This window comes from Pelomonas dachongensis (assembly GCF_043555865.1).
Taxonomy (GTDB): domain Bacteria; phylum Pseudomonadota; class Gammaproteobacteria; order Burkholderiales; family Burkholderiaceae_C; genus Pelomonas; species Pelomonas dachongensis.
In genome coordinates this window covers 211,931-233,729 of the sequence record NZ_JBIGHY010000003.1, presented here as the reverse complement: position 1 = coordinate 233,729, position 21,799 = coordinate 211,931, and the positions used below count along the sequence as shown (strand labels likewise).

Sequence of the window (21,799 nt, the reverse complement as noted above, 5' to 3'; positions counted from 1 at the left end):
TCTTCAGCTGCCATGCGTCACCTGCCTCTGTACCTGCTGCTGCTTCCCCTCGTCGCCTGCACCGACCGCATGGCGCCCAGCGACGACCGCTGGAGCCGCGGCGGCGAGCTGATCGCGATGAGCGGCGGCGAGGCCGGTGCGCGCTACGCGTGCGTCAGCTGCCACGGTGCGCGTGGCGAGGGCAACGGCTTCGACGCGCCGCGCCTGGCCGGCCTGCCCGCCGGCTATCTGCAAAAGCAGATGGAGGACTACGCCGCCGGCCTGCGTCCCCACGCGGTGATGCGCGACGTGGCGCGCTTTCTCGACAGCCACGAGCGCGTGCGGGTGGCCAACTACTACGCGGCGCTGCCCGTGCCGGCGCTGGCGGCCAGCGCTTCCAGCGCGGCCGGAGCCCCGCCTGCGGCCACCGCGGCGCTCTACGTCCGTGCCTGCCAGCAGTGCCATGGGGTGCAGGGCGAAGGCACGCCGCTGGGCCCGCCGCTGGCCGGCCAGCCAGCGACGTACCTGGCCCAGCAGCTGCGGGACTGGCAGGTGAGCAAGCGGCGCAATGATGGCAATCATCAGATGTTGAAGGTGGCGCAGGCACTCAAGCCCGAGGAGGTTGACGGCCTGAGTCGGCATCTGGCGCAGACCCCACCACGCCCGGCTGGTCCGGCCCGTTGAGGTCCAGCATGGACGGCAGCACGCGGTCGCGCTTGACCACGTAGTGCAGCACCGCTGCGCCAGCGTGGCCGGGGATGGCCAGCGCGGTGATCCAGACGATCCACACATGCACGGTCGCCGCGCCCTGCATCAGCGTGAACTGCAGCTGCTCGGACAGCTGGTCGAACGGCAGGTTGGGAAATGGGATGACGCCGGCGATGGACAGCGGCAGGTCGCCTGGCAGCGTGGACCACATGACCCAGCCGCTCAGCGGCAGCGCGAAGAAGCTGAAGTAGAACCAGACCTGCAGCGCGTGGCTGGCACGGCCGCTGAAAGAGTTTTCATCCACGTTGTCCGGCCCGCCGATCTGGCTGCGCCACAGGAAGCGCAGCGAGCCCAGCACCATCAGGGTCAGGCCGACCTCCGCGTGCGTCTGGTAGCCCAGCAGCTTGTCGCCCCCGGCCGGCAGCCAGCTGAGGTACCAGCCGAAGCCCAGCTGGAAGATCATCAGCGCCGCCATCACCCAGTGAAAGCCCACGCCGATGGGCGAGTACAGCCCGCGCCGGTGGTGGCCCTCCGCCCATTCGATGGCCTGGACGAGATTCATGCGGCGCTCAGCCCGCGTTCGGCCCGCAGCCAGCGCCAGCCGATCCACACCGCGGCGCCCAGGTAGGCCAGGCTGCCCGGCGCCCACATCAGCACCCCAGCCAGCTGCTGGTCCTCCAGCGGCGCCACACCCCAGGCGAGCGTCGACGCGAAGTGCGGCGCGTACAGCGGCGCGGCGGCGAACAGTATCAGTGCGCCCAGCAGGCCCATCAGCACCGTCGACACCAGGATGGCGGCCATCGCCGCAGCCGGCGCGGCGCGGCGCACGGCGATCCAGAACAGCGTGGCGCTCGCCAACAGCGACCCTTGCATCAGCGCGTACATCGCGTCCGACGACAGCGCCGCCGCGTAGGGCGCTGGTGCGTGCCAGATCCAGAACACGGCGGTGGCCAGAGCCGTGCAGGTCCACAGCGGCGGGTGCATGCGGCACCATGCCAGGCGATGAGTCAAACCCTGCGCCAGCAGCGGCGCGATGAGCAGCACCAGCGCCAGGTGATGGACCACGCGCACCGTGAAGAACGCGGAACTCAACGCACACAGCGGCGACACGTACAGCAGCGCCGTCATGCCCCAGGCCGATCGCAGCGCGGTGCGTGGGCGGGCAGACGACGGAGACGGCGCAGAGGCGGCGGGCCACCACAGCGCCAATGCCAGCAACGCCAGCGCCGTCAGCAGTACGGGGTCGAGGTTCCAGCGGCCCAGCCACGCATCGGGGCCAGGTGCGGCACCGCAGTACGGAATCCAGTCACGCATTTCGCTCATGCGCAGCACAAGGCATGCGGCTTGCCTGGCCTCCAGGTGGTCTGTCGGCGCGGTTGTGCGCGCCCAACGCAGGGATTTGCAGCAACTTTTACAGGTTGCTGCATACGCCACTGCCGGAGAGGGCGGTACCAACGCCGGGCACTCGGATTGCCAAGCCTAGGCCATGCATGCCGTCATCGCCCTCTCCGCGTTGCCGCTGTTCCTCGGGGCGCTTCTCAGCGACTGGGCTTACAGCAGCAGCTTCCAGGTCCAGTGGATCAACTTCTCGTCATGGCTGATTGCCGGGGCGCTGGTGCTCGCCGGCTTCGCGCTGCTGTTCGCGCTGGTGGATGTGCTGCGCCGCCGCGGCAACGTCGTCTACCTGCTGCTGCTGCTGGCGACCTTCGTGCTCGGCTTCATCAACGCCCTGGTGCACGCCCGCGACGCTTTTGCCACCATGCCCGCCGGCCTGGCGCTGTCGGCCGTGGTGGCGGTGCTCGCCGCCGCAGCGGGCGGCGTGGGCCTGAGCCTGCTGCGCAGGAGGCTGGCATGAAGGCCGCGCACAAGACCGGCCTGGCCCTCGCTGCCGCCGCGGCGCTGGCCGCCTCGCTGACGTATGTGGTGGCGCAGACGCCCGCCGGCCCCGGCCAACACGGCGCCAACCCCGAACTGCCTGAGCCACAGCGCGGCCTGCTGCCCGACATGCGCATCGCCGAGCCCGCCGGCTGGGACGGCCGCATGCCCACGGTGCCGGCTGGCTGGACCATCAAGGCCATCGCCACCGACCTGAAGATCCCGCGCCAGACGCTGGTGCTGCCCAACGGCGACATCCTCGTCGCTGAAGGCCGCGGCGGCGGCGCGCCCAAGCTGACGCCCAAGGACTTCATCGCGGGCATCCTGAAGGCTCAAGGCAACACCAAGGTCAAGGGCGGCAACCAGCTCACGCTGCTGCGCGACGCCGACGGCGACGGCACCTATGAAGGCCGCTGGGTCTACGCCGACAACCTGAACGCGCCCTACGGCTTGGCGTTCGCCGGCGACAAGATCTATGTCGCTAACCAGGACGCGCTGGTGCGGCTCGACTACGTGGCCGGCGCGACGCGCGCCGCCGCGGCGCCCGTGACCGTCGCCCTGCTGCCGTCGGCCATCAACCACCACTGGACCAAGGCGCTGACCGTGGACGCCGAGGGCAAGTTCCTCTACGTTGGCATCGGCTCCAACAGCAACGTCGGCGAGCGTGGCCTGGCGGTCGAGGAACACCGCGCGCTGGTCTGGCAGATCGACGCCGCCACCGGCGCCGTGCGCCCGTTCGCCACCGGCCTGCGCAACCCCACGGCGCTGGCCTTCGAGCCCGGCACGCAACAGCTGTGGACCGTGGTCAACGAGCGCGACGAGCTGGGTCCCGACCTCGTGCCCGACTACCTGACCTCCGTGCGCGAAGGCGCCTTCTACGGTTGGCCCTATGCCTACTGGGGACCCAACGCTGACCCGCGCGTGAAGCCCGGCGATGACAAGAAGGTGCAGGCCACCGTCAGGCCCGACTACGCCCTGCAGTCGCACACTGCACCGCTGGGGCTGGCGTTCTCGCAAGGCGGGCTGCCGGCGCCTTTTGCGCAAGGCGCCTTCATCGGTCAGCACGGCAGCTGGAATCGCAAGGAGCCGGTGGGCTACAAGGTCATCTTCGTTCCGTTCTCGGGTGGCAAGCCGAGCGGAGCCCCGGTGGACTTCGTCGCCGGCTTCCAGGCCGACGGCAAGACCATGGGCCGCCCGGTGGGCGTGACGGTGGACGCAAAGGGTGCGGTCATCGTCGCCGACGACTTGTCCAACACCGTCTGGAGAGCAGTTCCGCAAGCCCCTCGTCCAGACCCGTCCCGCTGAACGCGGACAGGTCTGACCGGTCTTGCAGACCGCGTGGCGGCAGCGCCGCCACGCTTCGGCAGGCACGACAAGTCCGCTGTACTTGTCATGTCCGGCCTCAGCCCCCGAGAGGATGGCGATGCAGGCGGCATTGAGCCGCCTGCATCGCCAGATGGGCCGGTTTGGGCGCGGCCCGGCGCTGGGCCCAGCAGCTGGTGAGCGACACAGGCGCGACAATCGCGCCCATGCTCGCTTACCGTCACGCCTTCCATGCCGGCAACCATGCCGACGTCCTCAAGCACCTGGTGCTGACCCGCGTGCTGCGGTACATGGGCGAGAAGGACAAGCCTTACACGCTCATCGACACGCACGCCGGGGCCGGCGGCTACTCGGTCGAGGGTCGCTACGCGCAGAAGAAGGCGGAGTACTCCGACGGCGTCGCCCGGCTCTACGACCGCAAGGACCTGCCCGCCCCGCTGGCCGACTACATGAGCCTGGTGCGCGCCTTCAACCCCGATGGCCAGCTGCGTCAGTACCCCGGCTCGCCCGCGCTCGCCAACTTCCTGCTGCGCGAGACCGACCGGCTGCGCGCCTACGAGCTGCACTCTACCGACCACCGCATCCTCACCAGCTACCTGGAGAGCCGCCCCAACACGCAGGTCAGCGACCGCGACGGCTTCAGCGCCATCCGGGCCGAGCTGCCGTCGCCCACGCGGCGCGCGGCGCTGCTGATGGACCCGTCCTACGAGATCAAGACCGACTACGCCAAGGTGCTGGCGGCGCTGCGCGAGGCGTTGGAGCGAGCCGCCGACACGGTGGTCATGATCTGGTACCCGCAGCTCGTGCTGCTGGAGTCTGCCCAGATGGTGCCGCGCCTGAAGGCCAGCGCCGATGCGATGGCCAAGAAGGGCTGGCTGCACGCGCGGCTGACGGTGGCCCAGCCCGACGCCAACGGCTTCGGCATGCTGGGCAGTGGCATGCTGGTGGTGAACCCGCCATTCACGCTGCACGACGAGCTGGCCGAATGCCTGCCGCTGCTGGTCGAGAAGCTGGGCCAGTACGACGGCGCGAACTTCGTGCTGGAGCAGAAGACGGTCTGACGAGGACAATCCCCGCCATGAGCACCCAAGACCTGACCGATGCCGAGTTCGCCGAACTCGACGAACTCCTCGCCCAAACACCCGAGCCGCTGCAGCCGCTGGACGCCTCCATGCTGGACGGCTACCTGTGCGGCGTCATCGTGCAGCCCCGCCTCATCGAGCTGGACGAGTGGCTGCCCAACATCTTCGACTACGACGGCGGCCTGCTGCCCGACACGGTCGACGCCGCCTGGCTGGCCCGCATCACGGAGCTGGTGCAGCGCCGCCACGCCGCGTTGAATCGCAGCCTGGTAGAGGACAACTGGTTCGACCCCGTCGTGCTGGACGTCGACGAAGAGGCCGAGCCCGAGCCGCTGCCCGAGGATGCGAGCGACGAGGATCGCGCGGCGCGCGACAGCTACGACGCGCTGGGCCCGATCTCGCGCGCGCTGATGCCCTGGGTCGCCGGCTTCCAGCATGCGGCGCTGTGCTTCCCCGAGCTGGCGGACCTGCCCAACGACGACATCGCCGCCGCGATGGCGCGCCTGTACCGCCACCTGCCGGCCGAGACGCCGGAGGAGAAGGAAGTCGTCGCCACGCTGAACCGCGAGCATCCGCTGAAGGACCTGGACGACGCCATCGAGGAGATGGTCGTCACGGTGGCCGACCTGGCGGACCTCACCGAGCAGGAGCGCTACCGCGTCGACACCATCAAGCGCGACACGCCGAAGGTGGGCCGCAACGACCCCTGCCCGTGCGGCAGCGGTCGCAAGTACAAGACCTGCCATGGCGCTAACTGACGATTTGCGGCACAGACCGCCGGCGCGCAGCGCCCAGCGCTGTCGCCAACGGGCATGAGGCTGCAGCTGCTCTCCGATCTTCATCTGGAGACCGAGAGCTACGAGCCGGTGCCCGCCTCGGGCGCCGACCTCTTGATCCTGGCCGGCGACATCGACACGAGCTGGCGCAGCTTCGAGCTGTTCCGCGACTGGCCGGTGCCGGTGCTGTTCGTGCCCGGCAACCACGAGTTCGACCGCCGCGACGTGGACGACGCGCGCGAGGCGCTGCGGGCCCACGTCACGGCGCTGGGCCTGCGCATACTGGACGACGAGGCCGTCGTCCTTGCCGATGCGCAAGGCCGGCGGGTGCGCTTCATCGGCAGCACACGCTGGTGCGACTTCGACGCCTTCGGCCCGTCGGGCCGCGAACGCGCGATGCGGGCCGGCGGCTATTTTCAGAACGTCATGCAGTCCACACGCTTCGGCGAGCCGTTCGGCGTGGACGCCGTGCGCAAGCTGGGCCTGGAGCAGCGTGCCTGGCTGGCCGACGAGCTGCAACGCAGCGGCGACTGGGACGCCACCGTCGTCATCACGCACTTCGCCCCCAGCCTGAAGAGCGCCGACCCGCGCTACGGCCGCCAGCCGGGCACGGCCAGCTTCTGCAACAACGACGAGGACCTACTGCCGGGCGCGCAGCTGTGGCTGCACGGCCACCTGCACTGCCGGCACGACTACCGCATCGGCGATACCCGCGTCGTCAGCAATGCGCGCGGCCACAGCAAGCGCGGCGAGGCGGACGGCTTCGATGGGCGGCGTGCGGTCGAGGTGTTCCCGGCCTGATGGGGCAGACCCGCGGAGCCGGGTCTTGCGTGCGATTGCGAGTTCGCATCCCCGCTTTCGGAGTTCAAGCGCCCCGAGCCTGATTCCGTCGCGTAAGGCTTCGTGATGAAGGGGTGGCTTTCCTAACATTCGCGTCGCCTGGAGTTTTCCGTCTCCGGCCTTGCCACTGCAACGCAACCCGGATCTTCCCATGACCTGTTCTCCCTCGACTTTCTGGCGTGGCCTCGCCAGCGCCGCGCTTGGCATCGCGCTGATGCCGGCGCACGCCACCGAGCCGCAGTCGGCCAAGGACGCACCTGCCGTCGGCCAGACGATCAAGGACTGCACCGATTGCCCGACGCTGGTTGTGCTGCCCAGCGGCAGCTTCCTGATGGGCTCTGCCGAGACCGAGAAAGGACGCCGTAGCAACGAAGGTCCGCAGCACCGCGTGACCATCGGCTATCGCCTGGCGGTGGGACAGTTCGAGCTGACGCGGGGCGAGTTCGCGCGCTTCGTCAACGCCAGCGGCTATCGCACCGAGCTGGCGATGGGCGAGGCCTGCCATGTGCTGGACGGCAAGAAATGGGGCAAGAGCAGCGAGCACCACTGGCTCAATCCCGGCTATGCGCAGACCGACGAGCATCCCGTCACCTGTGTCAGCTGGCACGACGCGCAGGCCTACCTGGCGTGGCTGAACGAGCAGGTGCCGGCCAAGGGCTACCGGCTGCTGAGTGAAGCTGAATGGGAATACGCGGCGCGTGCTGGCGAAGCCGGCCGCCATGCCTGGGGCAATGACGACGACCTCAGCGCCGCCTGCGCCCACGCCAACGGCATGGACGTGACCGGCAGGGCGCAGATCCCCGACGTGACCTGGGCGGGCGTCAATTGCAGCGACGGCGCGGTCTACCCGGTGGCCGGCAAGGTGTTCAAGCCCAATGCCTTCGGCCTGTACAACATGGCCGGCAATGTGTGGGAATGGGTGCAGGACCTCGGCCACACGGATTTGGGCGGCGCGCCAACCGACGGCTCGGCCTGGATCGAAGGCGGTGAGCCGGCTTTCCGGGGCACGCGTGGCGGCGCCTGGTTCAGCTATCCACCGGCCTTGCGTTCGGCCTACCGCGGCAAGAGCGCGCCTGAGTTCCGAGGCGGTGGCGTCGGCTTTCGCATCGCCCGACCGGTCTGATGTCGGATGTCAGGCCGCGTGCTTCACCGGCTTGATCCGCAGCGCCCACACCACGCCGGCCAGCAGCAGGGCGATGCCCGCCAGCGTGGCTGGCGGCGGCAGGCGCTGGTTCCACGTGAACGCATAGGCCAGCGCGGCCAGCGTCTCGAACACGATGAGCTGGCCAGACAGCGAGGTTGGCAGCCGCTGGCTGGCCTCGTTCCAGCACAGCGTCCCCAGCCATGACGACAGCAGGCCGATGGCCAGCATCAGGCCCACGAAGGCGAGCGGCTGCGCGCCGAGCGGGAAGGCGTAACCCTCCGGCGTCAGCACGCCCGGCGCTGCCACATGGGCGACTCCCACGATCGCCATGCCCACGACTGCCATCGGCAGCGTGACCAGCCCCTGCGCCGTCGCCCAGACCCTGGGGGAGCGATCCGCATGCGCGCGCAGCCAGTCGGCATTGCGGATGGGGTACCAGGTCCAGCATGCCAGCGCAGCGATGGCCAGCAGCGCGCCCTCGGCATAACGTCTAAAGTCACCGTCACCAGCCTGCAGGTGGTGCAGCTCGTCGCGATTGACCAGCGCCAGGCCCGCGGCGATCAGCGCCAGCGACGGCAGCAGCTTCAGCCACGGCAGCTGGCCGTCACGCACGCGGTTGCGGTGGTTGGCGCAGATTGCGATGACCACCGGCAGCGTGCCGATGATCATGGTCGGCAGCGGCGCGCCGGCGCGCTGGATGGCGGCCGACAGCGTCAGGTAGTACAGGAAGTTGCCGATCGCGCTGAGCTTGGCTGCCTCCCACCAGTCGGCCGGTTTCAGCTCGCGCAACGCGCGGCGGTCCATCAGCGCCAGGGGCAGCGCGAGCAGCCCGAAGGCCAGGTAGCGGCCCGTCGTCAGCAGCGCCGGTGGGCATGCCGGCAGCATGACCGGCGCAACGAACACCAGCCCCCACATCAATCCCGCCGCGAGGGCGAACAGCACACCAGTCCACATGGGGCGGCATCATGCCGCAGGCTTCAGCGGCTACCGAACCAGGCGGCGACGGCCTCGCGTTGCTCGGCGGTGTAGTGCAGGCCGAGCTTGCTGCGCCGCCACAGCACGTCGTCCGCGCTGCGTGCCCATTCGTGGTCGACGAGATGGCGCAGCTCGTTGTCGAACAGGCCCGGTGCGATCTCGGTTCCCGGCACTGCGCCCAGCAGCTCGGTGGCGGCGCTGCCATAGGCGCGTGCCAGCCGGGACACGAGTGCGGCGCGTCGGTTCGGGTGGCGGGCCAGCAGCGCGGCGGTGAAGCCGGCGATGTCCACGCCATGCGCGCCCAGGTCGCCGCCGGCCAGCCGCGCGTCGGCGGTCCACGGCCGACGCTCGTCGCCCAGCAGGCGGCCCAGCTGCGTGGCGCCGTCCTCGGCCAGCTTGCGGTAGGTGGTCAGCTTGCCGCCCCAGACGTTCAGCAGCGGCGCGCCGCTTGCCTCCGTCTCCAGCAGGTAGTCGCGCGTCACCGACGACGCCGAGCCGCCTTCGTCCAGCAGCGGGCGAACGCCGGCATAGCTCCAGCGGACGTCCGCCGGCGTGACGGGCCGGGCCAGGTAGCTGCTCGCCTGCCCGCACAAGTAGGCGATCTCGTCGGCGTCGATCTGCGCGTGCGCAGGTGGCGGCTCGTGCTCGGCCAGCTCGACGTCGGTCGTGCCGATCAGCGTGAAGCGATCCTGGAACGGGAGCGCGAACATGATGCGGCCGTCGGGGTTCTGGAAGATGTAGGCGTGGTCGTGCGCGAAGCGCTGGTCCACGACGATGTGGCTGCCCTTCACCAGCCGCAGGCGGCGCGCCGGCAGGCCCTGGCCGCGCAGGAAGGCTTCGGCCCACGGCCCTGCGGCGTTGACCAGCGCGCGGCTGCGCAACGTGCGGCCGTCTTGCAGCGTGACCCGCCAGGCGTCCGCGCCGCGCTCGGCGCGCGTGACGGCGCAGCGCGTCAGCACCTCGGTACCGCGGGCGTGGGCGTCCTGCGCATTCGCAACCACCAGCCGCGCGTCGTCCACCCAGCCGTCCGAGTAGACGAAGCCACGCGTGAACTCGGGCTTCAGCGGCTCGCCGTACACCGAGCCCTTCAGCCGCAGTGCGTGCGAGCCGGGCAGCAGTTCGCGGCGGGCCAGGTGGTCGTACAGGAACAGGCCCGCGCGGATCATCCAGGACGGTCGCAGGTGGGGCGCATGCGGCAGCACGAAGCGCAACGGCTGGATCAGATGCGGCGCGCTGCGCAGCAGCACCTCGCGCTCCTGCAGCGCCTTGCGCACGAGGCCGAACTCCCAGGTTTCCAGGTAGCGCAGGCCGCCGTGCACGAGCTTGGTGGACGACGACGACGTGTGCTGCGCCAGGTCTTGCGCCTCGGCCAGTAGCACGCGCCAGCCGCGGCCGGCGAGGTCGCGGGCCAGGCCCGTGCCGTTGATGCCGCCGCCGACGACCAGCACGTCAAAATCGTTCATACAACGACTCTAAGTGATGGCCATGGATGCTTTGCTTGCACTGGACCAGGGGACGTCCAGTTCACGCGCGCTGGTGTTCGACCGCGCGGGTCGCCTGCTGGCTTCGGCGCAGCGCGAGCTGACGCAGCACTTTCCGCAGCCCGGGTGGGTGGAGCACGATGCCGCCGAGATCTGGGCCGGCCAGGTGGCGTGCGCGCGCGAGGCGCTGGCGCAGGCGCGGGGCAGGGTGGCCGCCATCGGCATCACCAACCAGCGCGAGACCACGGTGCTTTGGGACCGCAGCACCGGCGAGCCGCTGCACAAGGCGCTGGTCTGGCAGGACCGCCGCACGGCCGACTTCTGCGAACAGCTGAAGCAGCAGGGCCTGGAGCCACGCGTGCGCGCGCTGACCGGCCTGGTGCTGGACCCGTACTTCTCGGCCACCAAGCTGCGCTGGCTGCTCGACCACGTCGACGGTGCACGCGAGCGGGCCGAACGAGGCGAGCTGGCTTTCGGCACCGTGGACAGCTGGCTGCTGTGGAAGCTGACGGATGGGAAAGTCCACGCCACCGACATCAGCAACGCGTCGCGCACGCTGCTGTTCGACATCCACGCCGGCGAGTGGAGCGACGAACTGCTGGGCCTGTTCGGCATTCCGCGTGCGCTGCTGCCCGAGGTGCGGCCGTCGGCCGGCGGGTTCGGCCAGGCGGTGGAATTCGGCGTGCCCATCTGCGGCATCGCGGGTGACCAGCAGGCGGCCCTGTTCGGCCAGGCCGCGCTGCAGCCGGGCCAGGCCAAGAACACCTACGGCACCGGCTGCTTCCTGCTGATGCACACCGGCGCGCAGGCGCGTGCCTCGGCACACGGCCTGGTGACGACGCGCACCGCGGACGGCGGCTTCGCGCTGGAAGGCAGCGTGTTCGTCGGCGGCGCCGTCGTGCAATGGCTGCGCGACGGTCTGGGGCTGATCCGCTCCAGCGCCGAGGTGCAGGCGCTGGCCGGCAGCGTGCCCGACAGCGGCGGCGTGATGCTGGTGCCCGCCTTCGCCGGCCTGGGTGCGCCGCACTGGCGATCCGACGCGCGTGGCGCCATCGTGGGGCTCACGCGCGGCAGCGGGCGCGGCCACATCGCTCGCGCGGCGGTGGAGAGCATCGCCTTCCAGAGCGCCGAGCTGCTGCAGGCCATGCAGGCCGACGGCGCTGCACTGACGGAGCTGCGTGTGGACGGCGGCGCCAGCGCCAACGACCTGCTGATGCAGTTCCAGGCCGATCTGCTGGGCCTGCCGGTCCTGCGCCCGCAGATCACGGAGACCACGGCGCTCGGCGCGGCGCTGCTCGCCGGCATCGGCGCGGGCCTGTTCGCGTCGGCAGATGAGGTCGGCACGATCTGGCAGCTCGACCGCGCTTTCGAGCCGCGCATGTCGCGCGACGAGGCCCACACGCGCATGGCGCAGTGGGGCCGCGCGGTGCGTCAGGTGCTGGCGGAGTGAAGCGCCGCCGTGCCTGATGTCACGGATCGCTTCGCGTGGCGGAGCCTCGGAGGGCGAGCGCGCCTAGCATGCCTCCCTCATGATGTTTGCCAACGAAAAGAAGCGCCGTTCGCTGGAGGCCTTGTACCGCGCCATGCCGACCAGCGAGCTGAAGCGCCGCCTGCGAGCGGGCGGGCTGGCCGCTCCCGCACGGCAGGCCGCCGAGGCCGAGCTGCAACGCCGCAGCAGCCCCGGTGCGTCCGACGTCGAACCCATGCCGTCCTCGGGCGACGACGGCGGGCGCGCCGGCATCGTCCGGGCGGTGGTGGGGGTGGTGGCTGCCGGGGCGCTCGCCTGGTTTGTGGTCTCGCCGGAGATGGCGATGTTCGTGCCGGTGCTGGTGCTGCCGTGGTTGCTGGCGCCCGCAGCCAAGGCGTTCCCTCGTCTGGGACTGGTGATCGGCAGCCTGCTCGTCCTGCTGCCGCTGGCGCTGCTGGCCTGGGCCTGGATGGGCGGCCATCTGGCCTGGCGCAGTGGCGACTACAGGCCGCTGGGCACCTTGTTGGCCTGGGGCGTGCTGATCTTCGCTTTCCTGGTCTGCTGGAGCCTGGCGAGCATGCTCATCTGGGGTGCCCGTCACCGCGGCTCGTGGCGCGGCATGCACCGTCGGCTTCAGAAGATGCGCGAGGAGCAGGTCGACGCGCTCAAGTGAGGTCGGCTGGCAAGACCAGTGCGCGCTGTTCCCGCGCGCCGCGTCAGGAGCTGGAGAGCGGAGCGTCCCCGTCGGCCTTGCCTTCCTGCGCCAGCAGCACGATCAGGATGATGGCGCCGATCAGCGGCAGCAGCCACAACAGCTGCCACCAGCCGCTGCGGCCGGTGTCGTGCAAGCGGCGCGCACCGGCGGCCAGTGACGGCAGCAGCGTGCCCAGCGAGACGAGGTAGTAGAGGATGTCGCTGATGAACATCGCCGCCATGCAGGCGAGCAGCACGAACAGGAAGAACCACCAATACTCCGAGCGGCTGGCGCGGCCGGAGAAGTCGACATACTTGCTGAAGCAGGTGCGGATGGAGTCCTGGAAGGTCATGGGTGGTCCCTGGGTTTTTTGGCTGAGGCGCATGCTAGCTGCAGCGGCGGGCGCCACCACCGGGGGCCCGTCTGCTGCTGACACGGGGTGACAGCCGCCGCGGCGACCATGCGGGCCTTCAACTTTCGGGAGATCGACGCATGAACTTCGCCTACACCCTGGTCTATGTGACCGACGTGGCCGCTTCGCTGGCCTTCTTCGACCAGGCTTTCGGCCTGCCGCGCCGCTTCCTGCACGAGAGCGGCGCTTACGGCGAGGTCGACACCGGCGCGGACGGCGTGAAGCTGGCCTTCGTCGACCACGCCACCGCACGCGACAGCGTGCAGCACGACTATGTCGCCGCCGACGCCAGCGCGAAACCGCTGGGCATGGAGATCGGCTTCACGGTGGCAGACGTGCAGACCGCCTTCGACCGCGCCGTGGCCGCTGGCGCCACCCCGCTGGCCGAGCCGCTCACCAAGCCCTGGGGCCAGGTGGTGGCCTACGTGCGCTGCCCCGACGGTACGCTGGTGGAGCTGTGCACGGCAATGGGCTGACGCTGCCCTTTTGCGGGGCGCGCTGCCTGCGCCACGAACAGCTGGCCGGGCGTGAATGCAGGCTGCGGAACGCTGATGGCGCCCAGCGTGACCACATCGACCCGCTCGGTGCCGCGGGCCTGCGAGGAAGCGTAGATGGCCATGATCGTGTTCGACCTCGTTGTCGGTGAACCCTTCCTTTCGCAAGGGCCGTGCCCGCGGAGTACGGGTGCGGCAGCGAGGCACGCCCGCTGGCCTGGCGCTTCGGTTCGCCAGCGGCGTTGGTCCTCCTCGTGGGCGCGAGCCCACAGCGTCGTCGTTTCTTGCTGGCTGCCCGCCTCGCCATGCCCTCGGGCGTGCCTCGCTGCCGCACCCGGGCTTTACAGTGCTCTCCCATGCGCCGCGCCGACCGCCTCTTCCAGATCGTCCAGCTCATCCGCGGCCGTCGCCTCACGACGGCCGACTACCTGGCCCAGCGGCTGGAGGTGTCCATGCGCACTGTTTACCGCGACATTGCGGCGCTGGCGCAGCAAGGCGTGCCCATCGAGGGCGAGGCCGGCGTTGGCTACCGCATGCGGGCCGGTTTCGACCTGCCGCCGCTGATGTTCAGCAAGCAGGAGGCGCAGGCCCTCGTGGCGACCGTGCGCATGGCCGAGTCGCAGCTGGATGCGGCGCTGGCCCGTCAGGCCGAGAACGCGCTGGGCAAGATCCTGGCCGTGCTGCCGCTGGACGCCCGCGCCGCGGCGGAGAGCCTGGCGCTGTACGCGCCACTGCGCGCGCTGGACCCGGCCACCAGCGCCCACCTGACCGCGCTTCGCGAGGCCACCGAGGCGCGCGCCAAGCTGCGGCTGGGTTACCTGGACCTGGGCGGCGTGAAGAGCGAGCGTGTCGTGCGCCCGCTGGCCTGCCTGTTCTGGGGGCCGGTGTGGACCCTGTCGGCCTGGTGCGAGCTGCGCGAGGATTTCCGCAGCTTCCGCGTCGACCGCATCGAGACGCTGGCCGTGCTGGAAGAGCGCTTCCGGGACGAGCCCGGCAAGACGCTGGCGGACATGCGGCGCCTGCAGGACGCGCAGGCGCACTGAGCGCTGTTGCAGCCGCGGCCGCGCGGCGGCCTCAGATGCCGCCCAGCACGCGCAGCACCTCGGCCTCCGCCACCGGCTTGGCGATGAAGCCGTTCATGCCCGCCGCCATGGCGGCCTGGCGTTCCTGGTCCAGCACGGCGGCGGTGAAGGCATGGATGGGCAGCTCAGCGGTGGATGGGTCGGCGCGCAGCAGCTGGGTCGCGCGCAGGCCGTCGACCTTGGGCATGTGCAGGTCCATTAGCACGGCGTCCAGGCGGCCGGCCTGGGCACGCGCAAGGGCGACGGCTTGCTCGCCGTCCTCGGCCTCAATGACCTCGGCACCCAGGCGCTGCAGTAGCGCTGTGATGATGAGGCGGTTGACCGGGTTGTCCTCGGCCACGAGCAGGCGCTGGCCGGCCAGGGGGTGTCGCTGCGGGATGGGGATGCGCCGGCGCGCGGCGGTGTCGTCGATGGTCAGCGAGCGTGGCAGTGCCAGCTCGGCCCAGAACGTGGAGCCGTGGCGGCCGTCGCTGTCCAGCCCCACACGGCCGTCCATGCGCGTGGCCAGTTCGCGGCAGATGGACAGGCCCAACCCTGTGCCGCCAAAGCGCCGCGTCGTCGAGTCGTCGGCCTGCGCGAATGGCCGGAACAGCCGCTCCTGCAGCTCCTGGGGCACGCCGATGCCGCTGTCCTCCACGGCGATGCGCACGTGCTCGTCCCCGGCGGCGGACAGGCGCAGCCGGATGTGCCCCTGCTCGGTGAACTTCAGCGCATTGACGAGGAAGTTGGCCATGATCTGGCGCACTCGCAGGGGGTCGCCGATGACCAGCCGCGGCAGCCCGGGCGTCAGCACGATCTGCATCTGCAGGCCGCGCTCGCGGCCCAGCGCTGCGCAGCCCTCGAAGCTGGCCTGCGCCAGCGCGTGCAGGTCGAACTCGATCTTTTCAAGCTCCAGGTGACCGGCCTCGATCTTGGACAGATCCAGCACGTTGGAGACGATCTCGTTGAGCGATTCGGCCGCGGCGGCGAGGTGGGCCAGGTACTGAGGCCGGCGCGTGTCGAGGTCGTCCTCGGCCTGCAGCAGCCGCGCCAGGCCCAGCACCCCGTTCAGCGGCGTGCGGATCTCGTGACTCATCGTCGCGAGGAAGGCGCTCTTGGCGTGGCTGGCGGTCTCGGCCTGTTGCTTGGCCGCCTGCAGCTCGCGCTCCTGGCGGCGGCGCGTCGTCACGTCTTCGGCGACCCACAGCGTGGCGCTGCCGCTGTCCTGGCGGCCGGCCACGGTCGACGGCAGGCGGCGCGCATTGAACTGCACGGTGATGCGGCGCCCATCCGGGCGCGTGAAATCGCGCTCGAACGCCTGCGCCGCGCTGGCGATCTCGTGGGTCGTCGGCAATCCGGGGCTGCCATCGGGCTGCCGCGGCTCGGCGCCGCCGAAGATGTCCCGCCAATGCCGGTTCACGCGCTCGAAGCGCTCGCCCCGGGTCAGCGCGATGCCGACGCTGGCGTGGTCCAGGATGGCTTCGGCCTCGATGCGGGCGCGTTCGGGCTCGGTGATGTCGCGCGCGATCATCATCGTGGCGAGTTCGCCTTCCCAGTCCAGCGACGTGGCAGACACCAGCAGCTCGCGCCATTCGCCGTTGACGAGGATGGCCGAGCGGAAGTCGCGCACGATGCCGCTGGCGGCCAGCGCGGCGGCCAGGCGCTGCGGCTCGCGGCTGTCGGGCCACAGGCCAAGTTCGCGGCCCGTGCGGCCCAGCAGGTCTTCGCGGCTGCGGCCGATCAGCGCGCCGAAGCCGGCATTGGAGAAGCAGATGCGGCCATCGGCCATGCGTGCCACGCAGATAGCGTCCGGGCTGGCCCGCAGCAGCCGGTCCAGCATGCTGGCGGTGCGCTGGTGCTGCTGCAGCGCCAGCCGCTCGCCCGTGATGTTGTGGCTGACGCCGCGCCAGCCGATGTGCTGGCCCGCCGCGTCGAAGATGGGTTCACCGGAGCTGAGGGTCCACAGCAGCCGGCCGTCGGGCGTCTGGAAGCCGTTGATGCGGTCGCGGTAGGGGCGGCGGGCGCGGACGTCATCCACCAGCGCCAAGTACTCGGCATCGCGCACCAGCGCCGCGCCGCCGGGCTCGCCCATGCGCAGGAAGTCATCGCGCTTGTGGCCACTGAGGGCCTCGAACTCGTCGGACAGCGTGGTGATGCGAAAGCGCGCGTCAGCCTCCCAGGCCCAGTTGTGCGCGGCCTGCACCAGGTGCGCCAGCCGCGCCTCCTCGCTGATGGCGCGGGCCAGCGCGGCGCCCAGAATGCGATTCAGCAACAGGGCGGACGCGAGGCCGCTGACGGCGATGAGGAAGTGGGCGACGACGCGGCTGGCCAAGGTGGGCTGCACGGCGGCGCCCAGGCCCGGCAGCCACCCGCTGGCCTCGGCCAGCGCCAGCGCGCCGATGGCGAGCATGTACAGGAGGGCCAGCGCCAGTGCCGCGCCATTGCCGGCCACGCCACCCGCCAGCGCGATCAGCAGTGCGCCGGCCCCCAGGATCAGCGTGTGCACGCCCAGCCCGATGTGGGCCGCATGGGCCACGAGGATGAGGAGCGTGCCGCTGAGCACGAGCGTGGTGGCGGCCCGCTGTCGACCTGCCCGGCTCAGCAGCGCGGCACAGCCGCCCACGCCCAGCATGCCCAGGCCCATCAGCAGGCGCTGGTTGCCCCACAGCGCACGCATTCCCGCCGCGGCCTCGACGAGGCCGGTCAGCGCCGCCACGCCGCCCACCACCGCCACGATGCCGATCAAAGTGCGCGCTGCCATGCGCAGCAGCGCCTCGCGGGTGGCGCTATGCGTAGCACTGGAGGGGGCGAGGCGGCCCGTCATCGCGGGCAGCGGCGGGAGCGGTGGCAGGGGCGGTGCGGCGTCGGCGCGGTGCGGCTATTGGAGGTTTTGTACATGGCGCGTTTTTTGAGCGCCGGCACATTAGCACGCGCACAAAGGAAGCCGCCCTCCCGGCGTTGGCGGGAGGGCGGCGGGTGCCGCAGGTCCCACCGGCTCATGCCGGCAGGCCACTGGCTGGGCTTACTTGGCGGTGATGGTCAGCTGGTTGTCGACCATCTTCACGCCCTCGGTCGCCTTGGCAATGCTTTCGGCGCGGTCCTTCTCGGCCTGGCTGGCGACCTTGCCTGTCAGCTGCACGTGGCCGTTGGCGTCGGTGTCGACATGCACGGTGGCCAGCGACGAGACCTTGCTGGCGGCCAGCTGGGCCTTGACCTTGGTCGTCACGACCGAGTCCTTGACCCACACCTTGGCGTTGGCGGCAGGCTTGTCCTGGGCGTGAGCGGCCAGGGGGGCGACCATGGCGCCGACGATGACGAGCGAAGCGATTCGAGAGATCTTCATGGGGAGTTCCTTTCATCGGAAGCGGCAGCACCCGATGCGCACCGCTGAATCTGCAATTTAGGCAGCGGCGCGTCCGGCCGGGGCCGGACGCCGCTGATCAACGTGTAGGACGAGCGCACGTCCGCTGAGGAACCACTTGTTACTTTCGGCCGGGATGGATGCGCTGCGCACCGGCGTTGTGCTGATGAACGCCTGCCATTCCCAGCACAACCCCATGAAAGCAGCACACTTCGCCATCGCCGCCGCGTTGATGGCGCCCACGTTCGCCCCGGCGCAGGACGCCGAGGCCCCTGCCGACAGGCGCACCGTCAGCATCGCCGTGCAGCGTGATGCGCTTGGCAACCAGAGCGCCGCCGCAGCGGCTCGTGTGCCGGTGGGCCGCACGGGCTGGGTGCAAGCCGGCGTCGGGCGTTCCCGCAGTCGCGACGCGGCGGGCGCGACCTACCGGCCGCACCAGGTCTCGCTGGGCGGCGGCGTGGCGGGCAAGACCTGGCAGGCCGGACTGACGGCCAGCCTGCGCCGCGACGGCGAGCAACTGTGCCGGACCGACCTGGCCGCGGCGGTGGACTGGCAACCGGTGGATGGCGTCAGCGTCGGCGTGGAGGGCACGCACCGCCGTGCCCGTGCGGGCGGCACGGTGGCCGGGGCGGCGGTCGAGCAGCGCCTGTCTGGCCAGGGCGTCGGCCTGCATGGCGCCGTGGTGGTGACGCCGCGCCTCAGCCTCCACGGCGCCACCCTGCACAGCCGCTACCGGAGCCGCAGCACGCAGCAGGCGACAGCGGCCTCGCCGGGGCTGCAGGGGCTGCTGGGGGTGCTGTCCGGCCCGCGTGTGTCGGTCGTCAACCGCGACGAGGCTGCGCTGGAACGCAGCCACCAGTTGGGTGCAACCTACCGCGTCAGCGAGCGCGTGGCGCTGAGCGGCGAGCTCACGCAGGACCGCGTGTTCGAGGGCGGCCAGCTGCGCAGCCTGCAGCTGAAGGCCGCGATCGCGGCGGGCGACAGCGGCTGGACCTTGACGCCCGGCATCGGCCGCAGCCGTGACGCGCAGGGGCAAGGCGTGAGCTTCGGGTCGGTGGGGGCAAGCCTGGCCTGGTAGTGGCCGGCGTGGTCGTGACGGTGGGCTACTGCCGATGACTGCGGTCGCGGGTCGCAACCGTCGCCTGGACGCCTCGGCTCGACGCCGGGGGCCGGCGTTGCCACTGGTCGACGGCGCTGGTCACCTGATCCCACAGGCCGCGGTCGTAAGTCACCGCGGCGAACAAGTTGTCCTTGCTGGGCTGCTGCCGCACGGCGGTGCGCGCCAGCCGCTCAAGCGGCTCGCGGGCGGCGGCGACGCAGCCGTTCATGTCGGCAAAGCCTGCACCCACGCGGTGGAACAGCACGCCGCGGTGCAGATCGGTGGCCTTCAGCGACGGTGCCTCCACGGCGCGCAGGAACACGCGCGCCTGACCGTCGCCCAGCAGTTCCACGCAGAACTCGCGGCGCCAGCCCATCAGGCTCTGTTCGGTGCTCAGGGGGGTGTGGGTCTCGTCAATGTGCAGATTCATTGGGGGGAGTCTGCACCAAGCGCGCGATGCCGCGCGCCGGCATGTATCGCGGTGATTCGATGAAGTCGCGACTGGCGGGTCTGGCTCACATGCGTTGCGACAAGTTGCCTGCTGTTTCACGCGGCTGGCTGGTCTGCGTCGTGCAGACTCCGGGCGACGCCCACCGCCCCGAGCCCGCCATGCCGCACGACATCCTCGCCTTCTGGTTCCAGGAGACCCAGCCCGCCCAGTGGTGGCGGGTCGATCCCGAGTTCGACGCAGCCATCCGCCAGCGCTTCGGCGCGCTGCATGCGCAGGCCCTGCGCTGCGAGCTGTTCGGCTGGCGCACGACGCCCGAGGGTCGGCTGGCCGAGGTCATCGTGATGGACCAGTTCGCCCGCAACATCCACCGCGGCACGCCCGGTGCCTTTGCCGCCGACCCGCTGGCGCTCGCGCTCGCGCAGGAGGCCGTGGCCGCCAGCGCCGACCTCGCGCTGCCGGTTGAGCGGCGCGCCTTCCTCTACATGCCCTACATGCACAGCGAGTCCGCCGCCATCCACGCGGTGGCGGAGCCGCTGATGAAGGCGCGCGCGCCGCAGGGCACGCACGAGTTCGAGCTGAAGCACAAGGCCATCGTGGATCGCTTCGGCCGCTACCCCCACCGCAACGCCATCCTGGGACGTGCTTCCACGGCGGAGGAAATCGAATTCCTGAAGCAGCCGGGCTCCAGCTTCTGATGTGATTCAATGTCGGGATTGGAATCGATTCCAATCCCGCGCCGGCGCGGGCAGCCACGACAGCCAGCCCACTGGCGAGGACGAGACATGCCACGCAAGACTGCAAAGAACGATGCTGCGCTTCCGAGCGCCCCTGCCGCCCTGTTGCCCGCCTTGCTGGTGGCCGCGACGCTGACCCTGCCGGCCGCCGCGGCGCCGCCCGCGGCGCCGGACTTCGGCCCCCACGTGCACATCCTGAGCCCGTCCACGCCGGGCCTGCAGCAGCGCATCCTGGACATCTACACGGCGCAGCAGCCCAACCACTTTGGCCCGCGCCGCGACGCCGTGCTGCTGCTGCCGGGCACCTACGAGAACTTGCGCATCCCGGTGGGTTTCTACACGCACGTGCTGGGGCTGGGCCGGCGCCCGGGCGACGTGCACGTCATCGGCGATCTGCGGTCCAACGCCTTCCTGGACGGCGACAACGCGACGCAGAACTTCTGGCGCGGCGCCGAGAATTTTGCGGTGACGCCCACGCTGGGCCTGGGCGACAACACCATGCAATGGGCCGTGTCGCAGGCCATTCCGTTCCGGCGCATGCACGTGCGCGGCAACATCCGGCTGAACCAGAACAACGGCTGGGCCAGCGGCGGCTGGTTCTCGGACGTGCGGGTGGACGGCCGCGTCGACTCGGCCACGCAGCAGCAATGGATCTCTCGCAACAGCGAATGGGGCAGCTGGACAGGCTCCAACTGGAACATGGTGTTCGTCGGCGTGCCGCAGGCGCCGGCCGGCGAGTTTCCGACCCCGGGCCAGCGCTTCACGACCATCGCCAAGACGCCGCTGGTGCGCGAGAAGCCCTACCTGTTCGTCGAGCAGGACGGCCGCTACGCGGTGCGCGTGCCTTCGCTGCGGCGCGACAGCGCGGGCATTTCGTGGGCCAACGGCGCCATCACGCCGGGCAAGACGCTGCCCATCGCCCGCTTTCACATCGCCAGGCCCGGCGACTCGGCCGCGGCGCTGAACGCGCAGCTCGCGGCGGGCAAGCACCTGCTGTTCACACCCGGCGAATACCTGCTGACCGAGACGCTGCGCATCGACCGGCCCGGCACGGTGGTGCTAGGCATCGGCTTTCCGACGCTGCGCTCCGACAACGGCGTGCCGCTGGTGAAGACCGCCGACGTGGACGGGCTGACCGTCGCCGGCCTGTTCCTGGACGCCGGCCGGCAGAACTCCGGCGTGCTGATGGAAGTCGCGCCCGTCGGCAGCAAGCGCCGCCACAAGCGCAACCCCATTGCGCTGCATGATCTGTTCTTCCGCGTCGGCGGCGCGGCGGCGGGCCAGGTTCACACCGCGCTGCGCATCAATGCGCACGACACGCTGGTGGACCACACCTGGATCTGGCGCGCCGACCATGGCGCCGGTGTCAGCTGGACCGACAACCCATCCGCTCATGGCCTGTGGGTCAACGGCGAGGACGTGACCATCTACGGCCTGTTCGTGGAGCACTTCCAGCAGGAGCAGGTCGTCTGGCGAGGCAACGGTGGGCGTGTTTACTTCTACCAGTCCGAGATCCCGTACGACCCGCCGACGCAAGGCGCGTGGACCAACGCTGCCGGCGGTCGCGGCTTCGCTTCGTACCAAGTCGCCGATACCGTGACGCGCCACGAGGCCTGGGGCCTGGGCGTCTACAGCGTGTTCCTGAAGCCCGACGTGGTGCTGGACCGTGCCATCGAGGCGCCCGACGTTCCGGGCGTGCGCTTCCGCTCCCTGATCACCGTGTGCCTGGTAGACAAGGGTGCAATCGAGCGCGTGATCAACGACGTGGGCGAGCCGGCGCGTTGCCAGGGGGGCGGCAACACCGCCACGCTGAAGTCCTACCCGTGAGATGAGCCGCTGTCG

Annotated in this window: 22 protein-coding genes; 14 read left to right on the top strand and 8 right to left on the bottom strand. The window is 70.5% G+C overall.

The window, feature by feature from the left end; translation table 11 throughout:
• Positions 1–12: 12 nt before the first annotated feature.
• Positions 13–663: a c-type cytochrome gene (locus tag ACG02S_RS10260; RefSeq protein ID WP_394470361.1), complete on the top strand. Its 651-nt coding sequence runs from the start codon at positions 13–15 to the stop codon at positions 661–663.
• On the opposite strand, the gene ACG02S_RS10255 is transcribed toward ACG02S_RS10260, so the two are convergent.
• Positions 587–1,249, bottom strand: coding sequence for a cytochrome b (locus tag ACG02S_RS10255; protein WP_394470360.1), 663 nt, complete (start codon positions 1,247–1,249; stop codon positions 587–589). The genes ACG02S_RS10260 and ACG02S_RS10255 overlap by 77 nt on opposite strands.
• Positions 1,246–2,010: a cytochrome c oxidase assembly protein gene (locus ACG02S_RS10250; protein ID WP_394470359.1), complete on the bottom strand. Its 765-nt coding sequence runs from the start codon at positions 2,008–2,010 to the stop codon at positions 1,246–1,248. Before ACG02S_RS10250 ends, ACG02S_RS10255 begins: the two co-directional genes overlap by 4 nt.
• A 163-nt stretch (positions 2,011–2,173) precedes the next feature.
• Here ACG02S_RS10250 and ACG02S_RS10245 point away from each other — a divergent pair, with 163 nt between their 5' ends.
• The 6 genes from ACG02S_RS10245 (at position 2,174) to ACG02S_RS10220 (ending at position 7,706) form a co-directional block, all read left to right on the top strand.
• A complete protein-coding gene (locus tag ACG02S_RS10245) occupies positions 2,174–2,542 on the top strand; it encodes a hypothetical protein (RefSeq protein ID WP_394470358.1) in 369 nt (122 codons plus the stop codon).
• A complete protein-coding gene (locus tag ACG02S_RS10240) occupies positions 2,539–3,867 on the top strand; it encodes a PQQ-dependent sugar dehydrogenase (protein ID WP_394470357.1) in 1,329 nt (442 codons plus the stop codon). The genes ACG02S_RS10245 and ACG02S_RS10240 overlap by 4 nt, the downstream gene beginning before the upstream one ends.
• A 224-nt stretch (positions 3,868–4,091) precedes the next feature.
• A complete protein-coding gene (locus ACG02S_RS10235; RefSeq protein ID WP_394470356.1) occupies positions 4,092–4,946 on the top strand; it encodes a 23S rRNA (adenine(2030)-N(6))-methyltransferase RlmJ in 855 nt (284 codons plus the stop codon).
• Between the two features lie 17 nt (positions 4,947–4,963).
• Complete coding sequence (locus tag ACG02S_RS10230; RefSeq protein WP_394470355.1) at positions 4,964–5,725, top strand: UPF0149 family protein; 762 nt, start codon at positions 4,964–4,966, stop codon at positions 5,723–5,725.
• A gap of 54 nt (positions 5,726–5,779) precedes the next feature.
• Entirely contained in the window at positions 5,780–6,544 is a 765-nt protein-coding gene (locus ACG02S_RS10225; RefSeq protein WP_394470354.1) for a metallophosphoesterase, read from the top strand.
• A 190-nt stretch (positions 6,545–6,734) separates the two neighbouring features.
• Positions 6,735–7,706, top strand: coding sequence for a formylglycine-generating enzyme family protein (locus ACG02S_RS10220; RefSeq protein ID WP_394470353.1), 972 nt, complete (start codon positions 6,735–6,737; stop codon positions 7,704–7,706).
• A 9-nt stretch (positions 7,707–7,715) separates the two neighbouring features.
• Here the strand turns inward: ACG02S_RS10220 and ACG02S_RS10215 are convergent, their stop codons facing one another.
• Positions 7,716–8,681: a DMT family transporter gene (locus ACG02S_RS10215; RefSeq protein WP_394470352.1), complete on the bottom strand. Its 966-nt coding sequence runs from the start codon at positions 8,679–8,681 to the stop codon at positions 7,716–7,718.
• Positions 8,682–8,704: 23 nt separating this feature from the next.
• On the bottom strand, positions 8,705–10,165 hold the full coding sequence (gene glpD / locus ACG02S_RS10210; RefSeq protein ID WP_394470351.1) for a glycerol-3-phosphate dehydrogenase: 1,461 nt from the start codon (positions 10,163–10,165) through the stop codon (positions 8,705–8,707).
• A 22-nt stretch (positions 10,166–10,187) separates the two neighbouring features.
• Here glpD and glpK point away from each other — a divergent pair, with 22 nt between their 5' ends.
• Positions 10,188–11,633: a glycerol kinase GlpK gene (gene glpK / locus ACG02S_RS10205; protein ID WP_394470350.1), complete on the top strand. Its 1,446-nt coding sequence runs from the start codon at positions 10,188–10,190 to the stop codon at positions 11,631–11,633.
• 79 nt (positions 11,634–11,712) lie between these two features.
• On the top strand, positions 11,713–12,324 hold the full coding sequence (locus tag ACG02S_RS10200) for a hypothetical protein (RefSeq protein ID WP_394470349.1): 612 nt from the start codon (positions 11,713–11,715) through the stop codon (positions 12,322–12,324).
• 43 nt (positions 12,325–12,367) lie between these two features.
• Here ACG02S_RS10200 and ACG02S_RS10195 read toward each other — a convergent pair whose 3' ends face one another.
• Positions 12,368–12,697: a DUF805 domain-containing protein gene (locus ACG02S_RS10195; protein ID WP_394470348.1), complete on the bottom strand. Its 330-nt coding sequence runs from the start codon at positions 12,695–12,697 to the stop codon at positions 12,368–12,370.
• Positions 12,698–12,837: 140 nt separating this feature from the next.
• Here ACG02S_RS10195 and ACG02S_RS10190 point away from each other — a divergent pair, with 140 nt between their 5' ends.
• Both ACG02S_RS10190 and ACG02S_RS10185 read left to right on the top strand, forming a co-directional pair.
• On the top strand, positions 12,838–13,233 hold the full coding sequence (locus ACG02S_RS10190) for a VOC family protein (protein ID WP_394470347.1): 396 nt from the start codon (positions 12,838–12,840) through the stop codon (positions 13,231–13,233).
• A gap of 374 nt (positions 13,234–13,607) precedes the next feature.
• Positions 13,608–14,294, top strand: coding sequence for a helix-turn-helix transcriptional regulator (locus ACG02S_RS10185; protein WP_394470346.1), 687 nt, complete (start codon positions 13,608–13,610; stop codon positions 14,292–14,294).
• Positions 14,295–14,325: 31 nt separating this feature from the next.
• Here ACG02S_RS10185 and ACG02S_RS10180 read toward each other — a convergent pair whose 3' ends face one another.
• A complete protein-coding gene (locus ACG02S_RS10180) occupies positions 14,326–17,136 on the bottom strand; it encodes an ATP-binding protein (RefSeq protein ID WP_394470345.1) in 2,811 nt (936 codons plus the stop codon).
• 198 nt (positions 17,137–17,334) lie between these two features.
• Positions 17,335–17,655: a BON domain-containing protein gene (locus ACG02S_RS10175; protein ID WP_394470344.1), complete on the bottom strand. Its 321-nt coding sequence runs from the start codon at positions 17,653–17,655 to the stop codon at positions 17,335–17,337.
• A gap of 214 nt (positions 17,656–17,869) precedes the next feature.
• On the opposite strand from ACG02S_RS10175, the gene ACG02S_RS10170 reads away from it, so the two are divergent.
• On the top strand, positions 17,870–18,751 hold the full coding sequence (locus ACG02S_RS10170) for a hypothetical protein (RefSeq protein WP_394470343.1): 882 nt from the start codon (positions 17,870–17,872) through the stop codon (positions 18,749–18,751).
• 25 nt (positions 18,752–18,776) lie between these two features.
• On the opposite strand, the gene ACG02S_RS10165 is transcribed toward ACG02S_RS10170, so the two are convergent.
• A complete protein-coding gene (locus tag ACG02S_RS10165) occupies positions 18,777–19,202 on the bottom strand; it encodes a hypothetical protein (RefSeq protein ID WP_394470342.1) in 426 nt (141 codons plus the stop codon).
• A 179-nt stretch (positions 19,203–19,381) separates the two neighbouring features.
• Here ACG02S_RS10165 and ACG02S_RS10160 point away from each other — a divergent pair, with 179 nt between their 5' ends.
• Entirely contained in the window at positions 19,382–19,918 is a 537-nt protein-coding gene (locus tag ACG02S_RS10160) for a DUF924 family protein (RefSeq protein WP_394470710.1), read from the top strand.
• An 87-nt stretch (positions 19,919–20,005) separates the two neighbouring features.
• Positions 20,006–21,784 carry a hypothetical protein gene (locus tag ACG02S_RS10155; protein WP_394470341.1) on the top strand — a complete coding sequence of 593 codons (1,779 nt, stop codon included), beginning with the start codon at positions 20,006–20,008 and terminating at the stop codon, positions 21,782–21,784.
• Positions 21,785–21,799: the final 15 nt, after the last annotated feature.

Excerpts from the sequence above, each read along its gene's own strand:
- ACG02S_RS10260 (WP_394470361.1), top strand. The coding sequence starts at position 13 with ATGCGTCACCTGCCTCTGTACCTGCTGCTGCTTCCCCTCGTCGCCTGC.
- ACG02S_RS10255 (WP_394470360.1), bottom strand. The coding sequence starts at position 1,249 with ATGAATCTCGTCCAGGCCATCGAATGGGCGGAGGGCCACCACCGGCGC.
- ACG02S_RS10250 (WP_394470359.1), bottom strand. The coding sequence starts at position 2,010 with ATGAGCGAAATGCGTGACTGGATTCCGTACTGCGGTGCCGCACCTGGC.
- ACG02S_RS10245 (WP_394470358.1), top strand. The coding sequence starts at position 2,174 with ATGCATGCCGTCATCGCCCTCTCCGCGTTGCCGCTGTTCCTCGGGGCG.
- ACG02S_RS10240 (WP_394470357.1), top strand. The coding sequence starts at position 2,539 with ATGAAGGCCGCGCACAAGACCGGCCTGGCCCTCGCTGCCGCCGCGGCG.
- ACG02S_RS10235 (WP_394470356.1), top strand. The coding sequence starts at position 4,092 with ATGCTCGCTTACCGTCACGCCTTCCATGCCGGCAACCATGCCGACGTC.
- ACG02S_RS10230 (WP_394470355.1), top strand. The coding sequence starts at position 4,964 with ATGAGCACCCAAGACCTGACCGATGCCGAGTTCGCCGAACTCGACGAA.
- ACG02S_RS10225 (WP_394470354.1), top strand. The coding sequence starts at position 5,780 with ATGAGGCTGCAGCTGCTCTCCGATCTTCATCTGGAGACCGAGAGCTAC.
- ACG02S_RS10220 (WP_394470353.1), top strand. The coding sequence starts at position 6,735 with ATGACCTGTTCTCCCTCGACTTTCTGGCGTGGCCTCGCCAGCGCCGCG.
- ACG02S_RS10215 (WP_394470352.1), bottom strand. The coding sequence starts at position 8,681 with ATGTGGACTGGTGTGCTGTTCGCCCTCGCGGCGGGATTGATGTGGGGG.
- glpD (WP_394470351.1), bottom strand. The coding sequence starts at position 10,165 with ATGAACGATTTTGACGTGCTGGTCGTCGGCGGCGGCATCAACGGCACG.
- glpK (WP_394470350.1), top strand. The coding sequence starts at position 10,188 with ATGGATGCTTTGCTTGCACTGGACCAGGGGACGTCCAGTTCACGCGCG.
- ACG02S_RS10200 (WP_394470349.1), top strand. The coding sequence starts at position 11,713 with ATGATGTTTGCCAACGAAAAGAAGCGCCGTTCGCTGGAGGCCTTGTAC.
- ACG02S_RS10195 (WP_394470348.1), bottom strand. The coding sequence starts at position 12,697 with ATGACCTTCCAGGACTCCATCCGCACCTGCTTCAGCAAGTATGTCGAC.
- ACG02S_RS10190 (WP_394470347.1), top strand. The coding sequence starts at position 12,838 with ATGAACTTCGCCTACACCCTGGTCTATGTGACCGACGTGGCCGCTTCG.
- ACG02S_RS10185 (WP_394470346.1), top strand. The coding sequence starts at position 13,608 with ATGCGCCGCGCCGACCGCCTCTTCCAGATCGTCCAGCTCATCCGCGGC.
- ACG02S_RS10180 (WP_394470345.1), bottom strand. The coding sequence starts at position 17,136 with ATGACGGGCCGCCTCGCCCCCTCCAGTGCTACGCATAGCGCCACCCGC.
- ACG02S_RS10175 (WP_394470344.1), bottom strand. The coding sequence starts at position 17,655 with ATGAAGATCTCTCGAATCGCTTCGCTCGTCATCGTCGGCGCCATGGTC.
- ACG02S_RS10170 (WP_394470343.1), top strand. The coding sequence starts at position 17,870 with ATGAAAGCAGCACACTTCGCCATCGCCGCCGCGTTGATGGCGCCCACG.
- ACG02S_RS10165 (WP_394470342.1), bottom strand. The coding sequence starts at position 19,202 with ATGAATCTGCACATTGACGAGACCCACACCCCCCTGAGCACCGAACAG.
- ACG02S_RS10160 (WP_394470710.1), top strand. The coding sequence starts at position 19,382 with ATGCCGCACGACATCCTCGCCTTCTGGTTCCAGGAGACCCAGCCCGCC.
- ACG02S_RS10155 (WP_394470341.1), top strand. The coding sequence starts at position 20,006 with ATGCCACGCAAGACTGCAAAGAACGATGCTGCGCTTCCGAGCGCCCCT.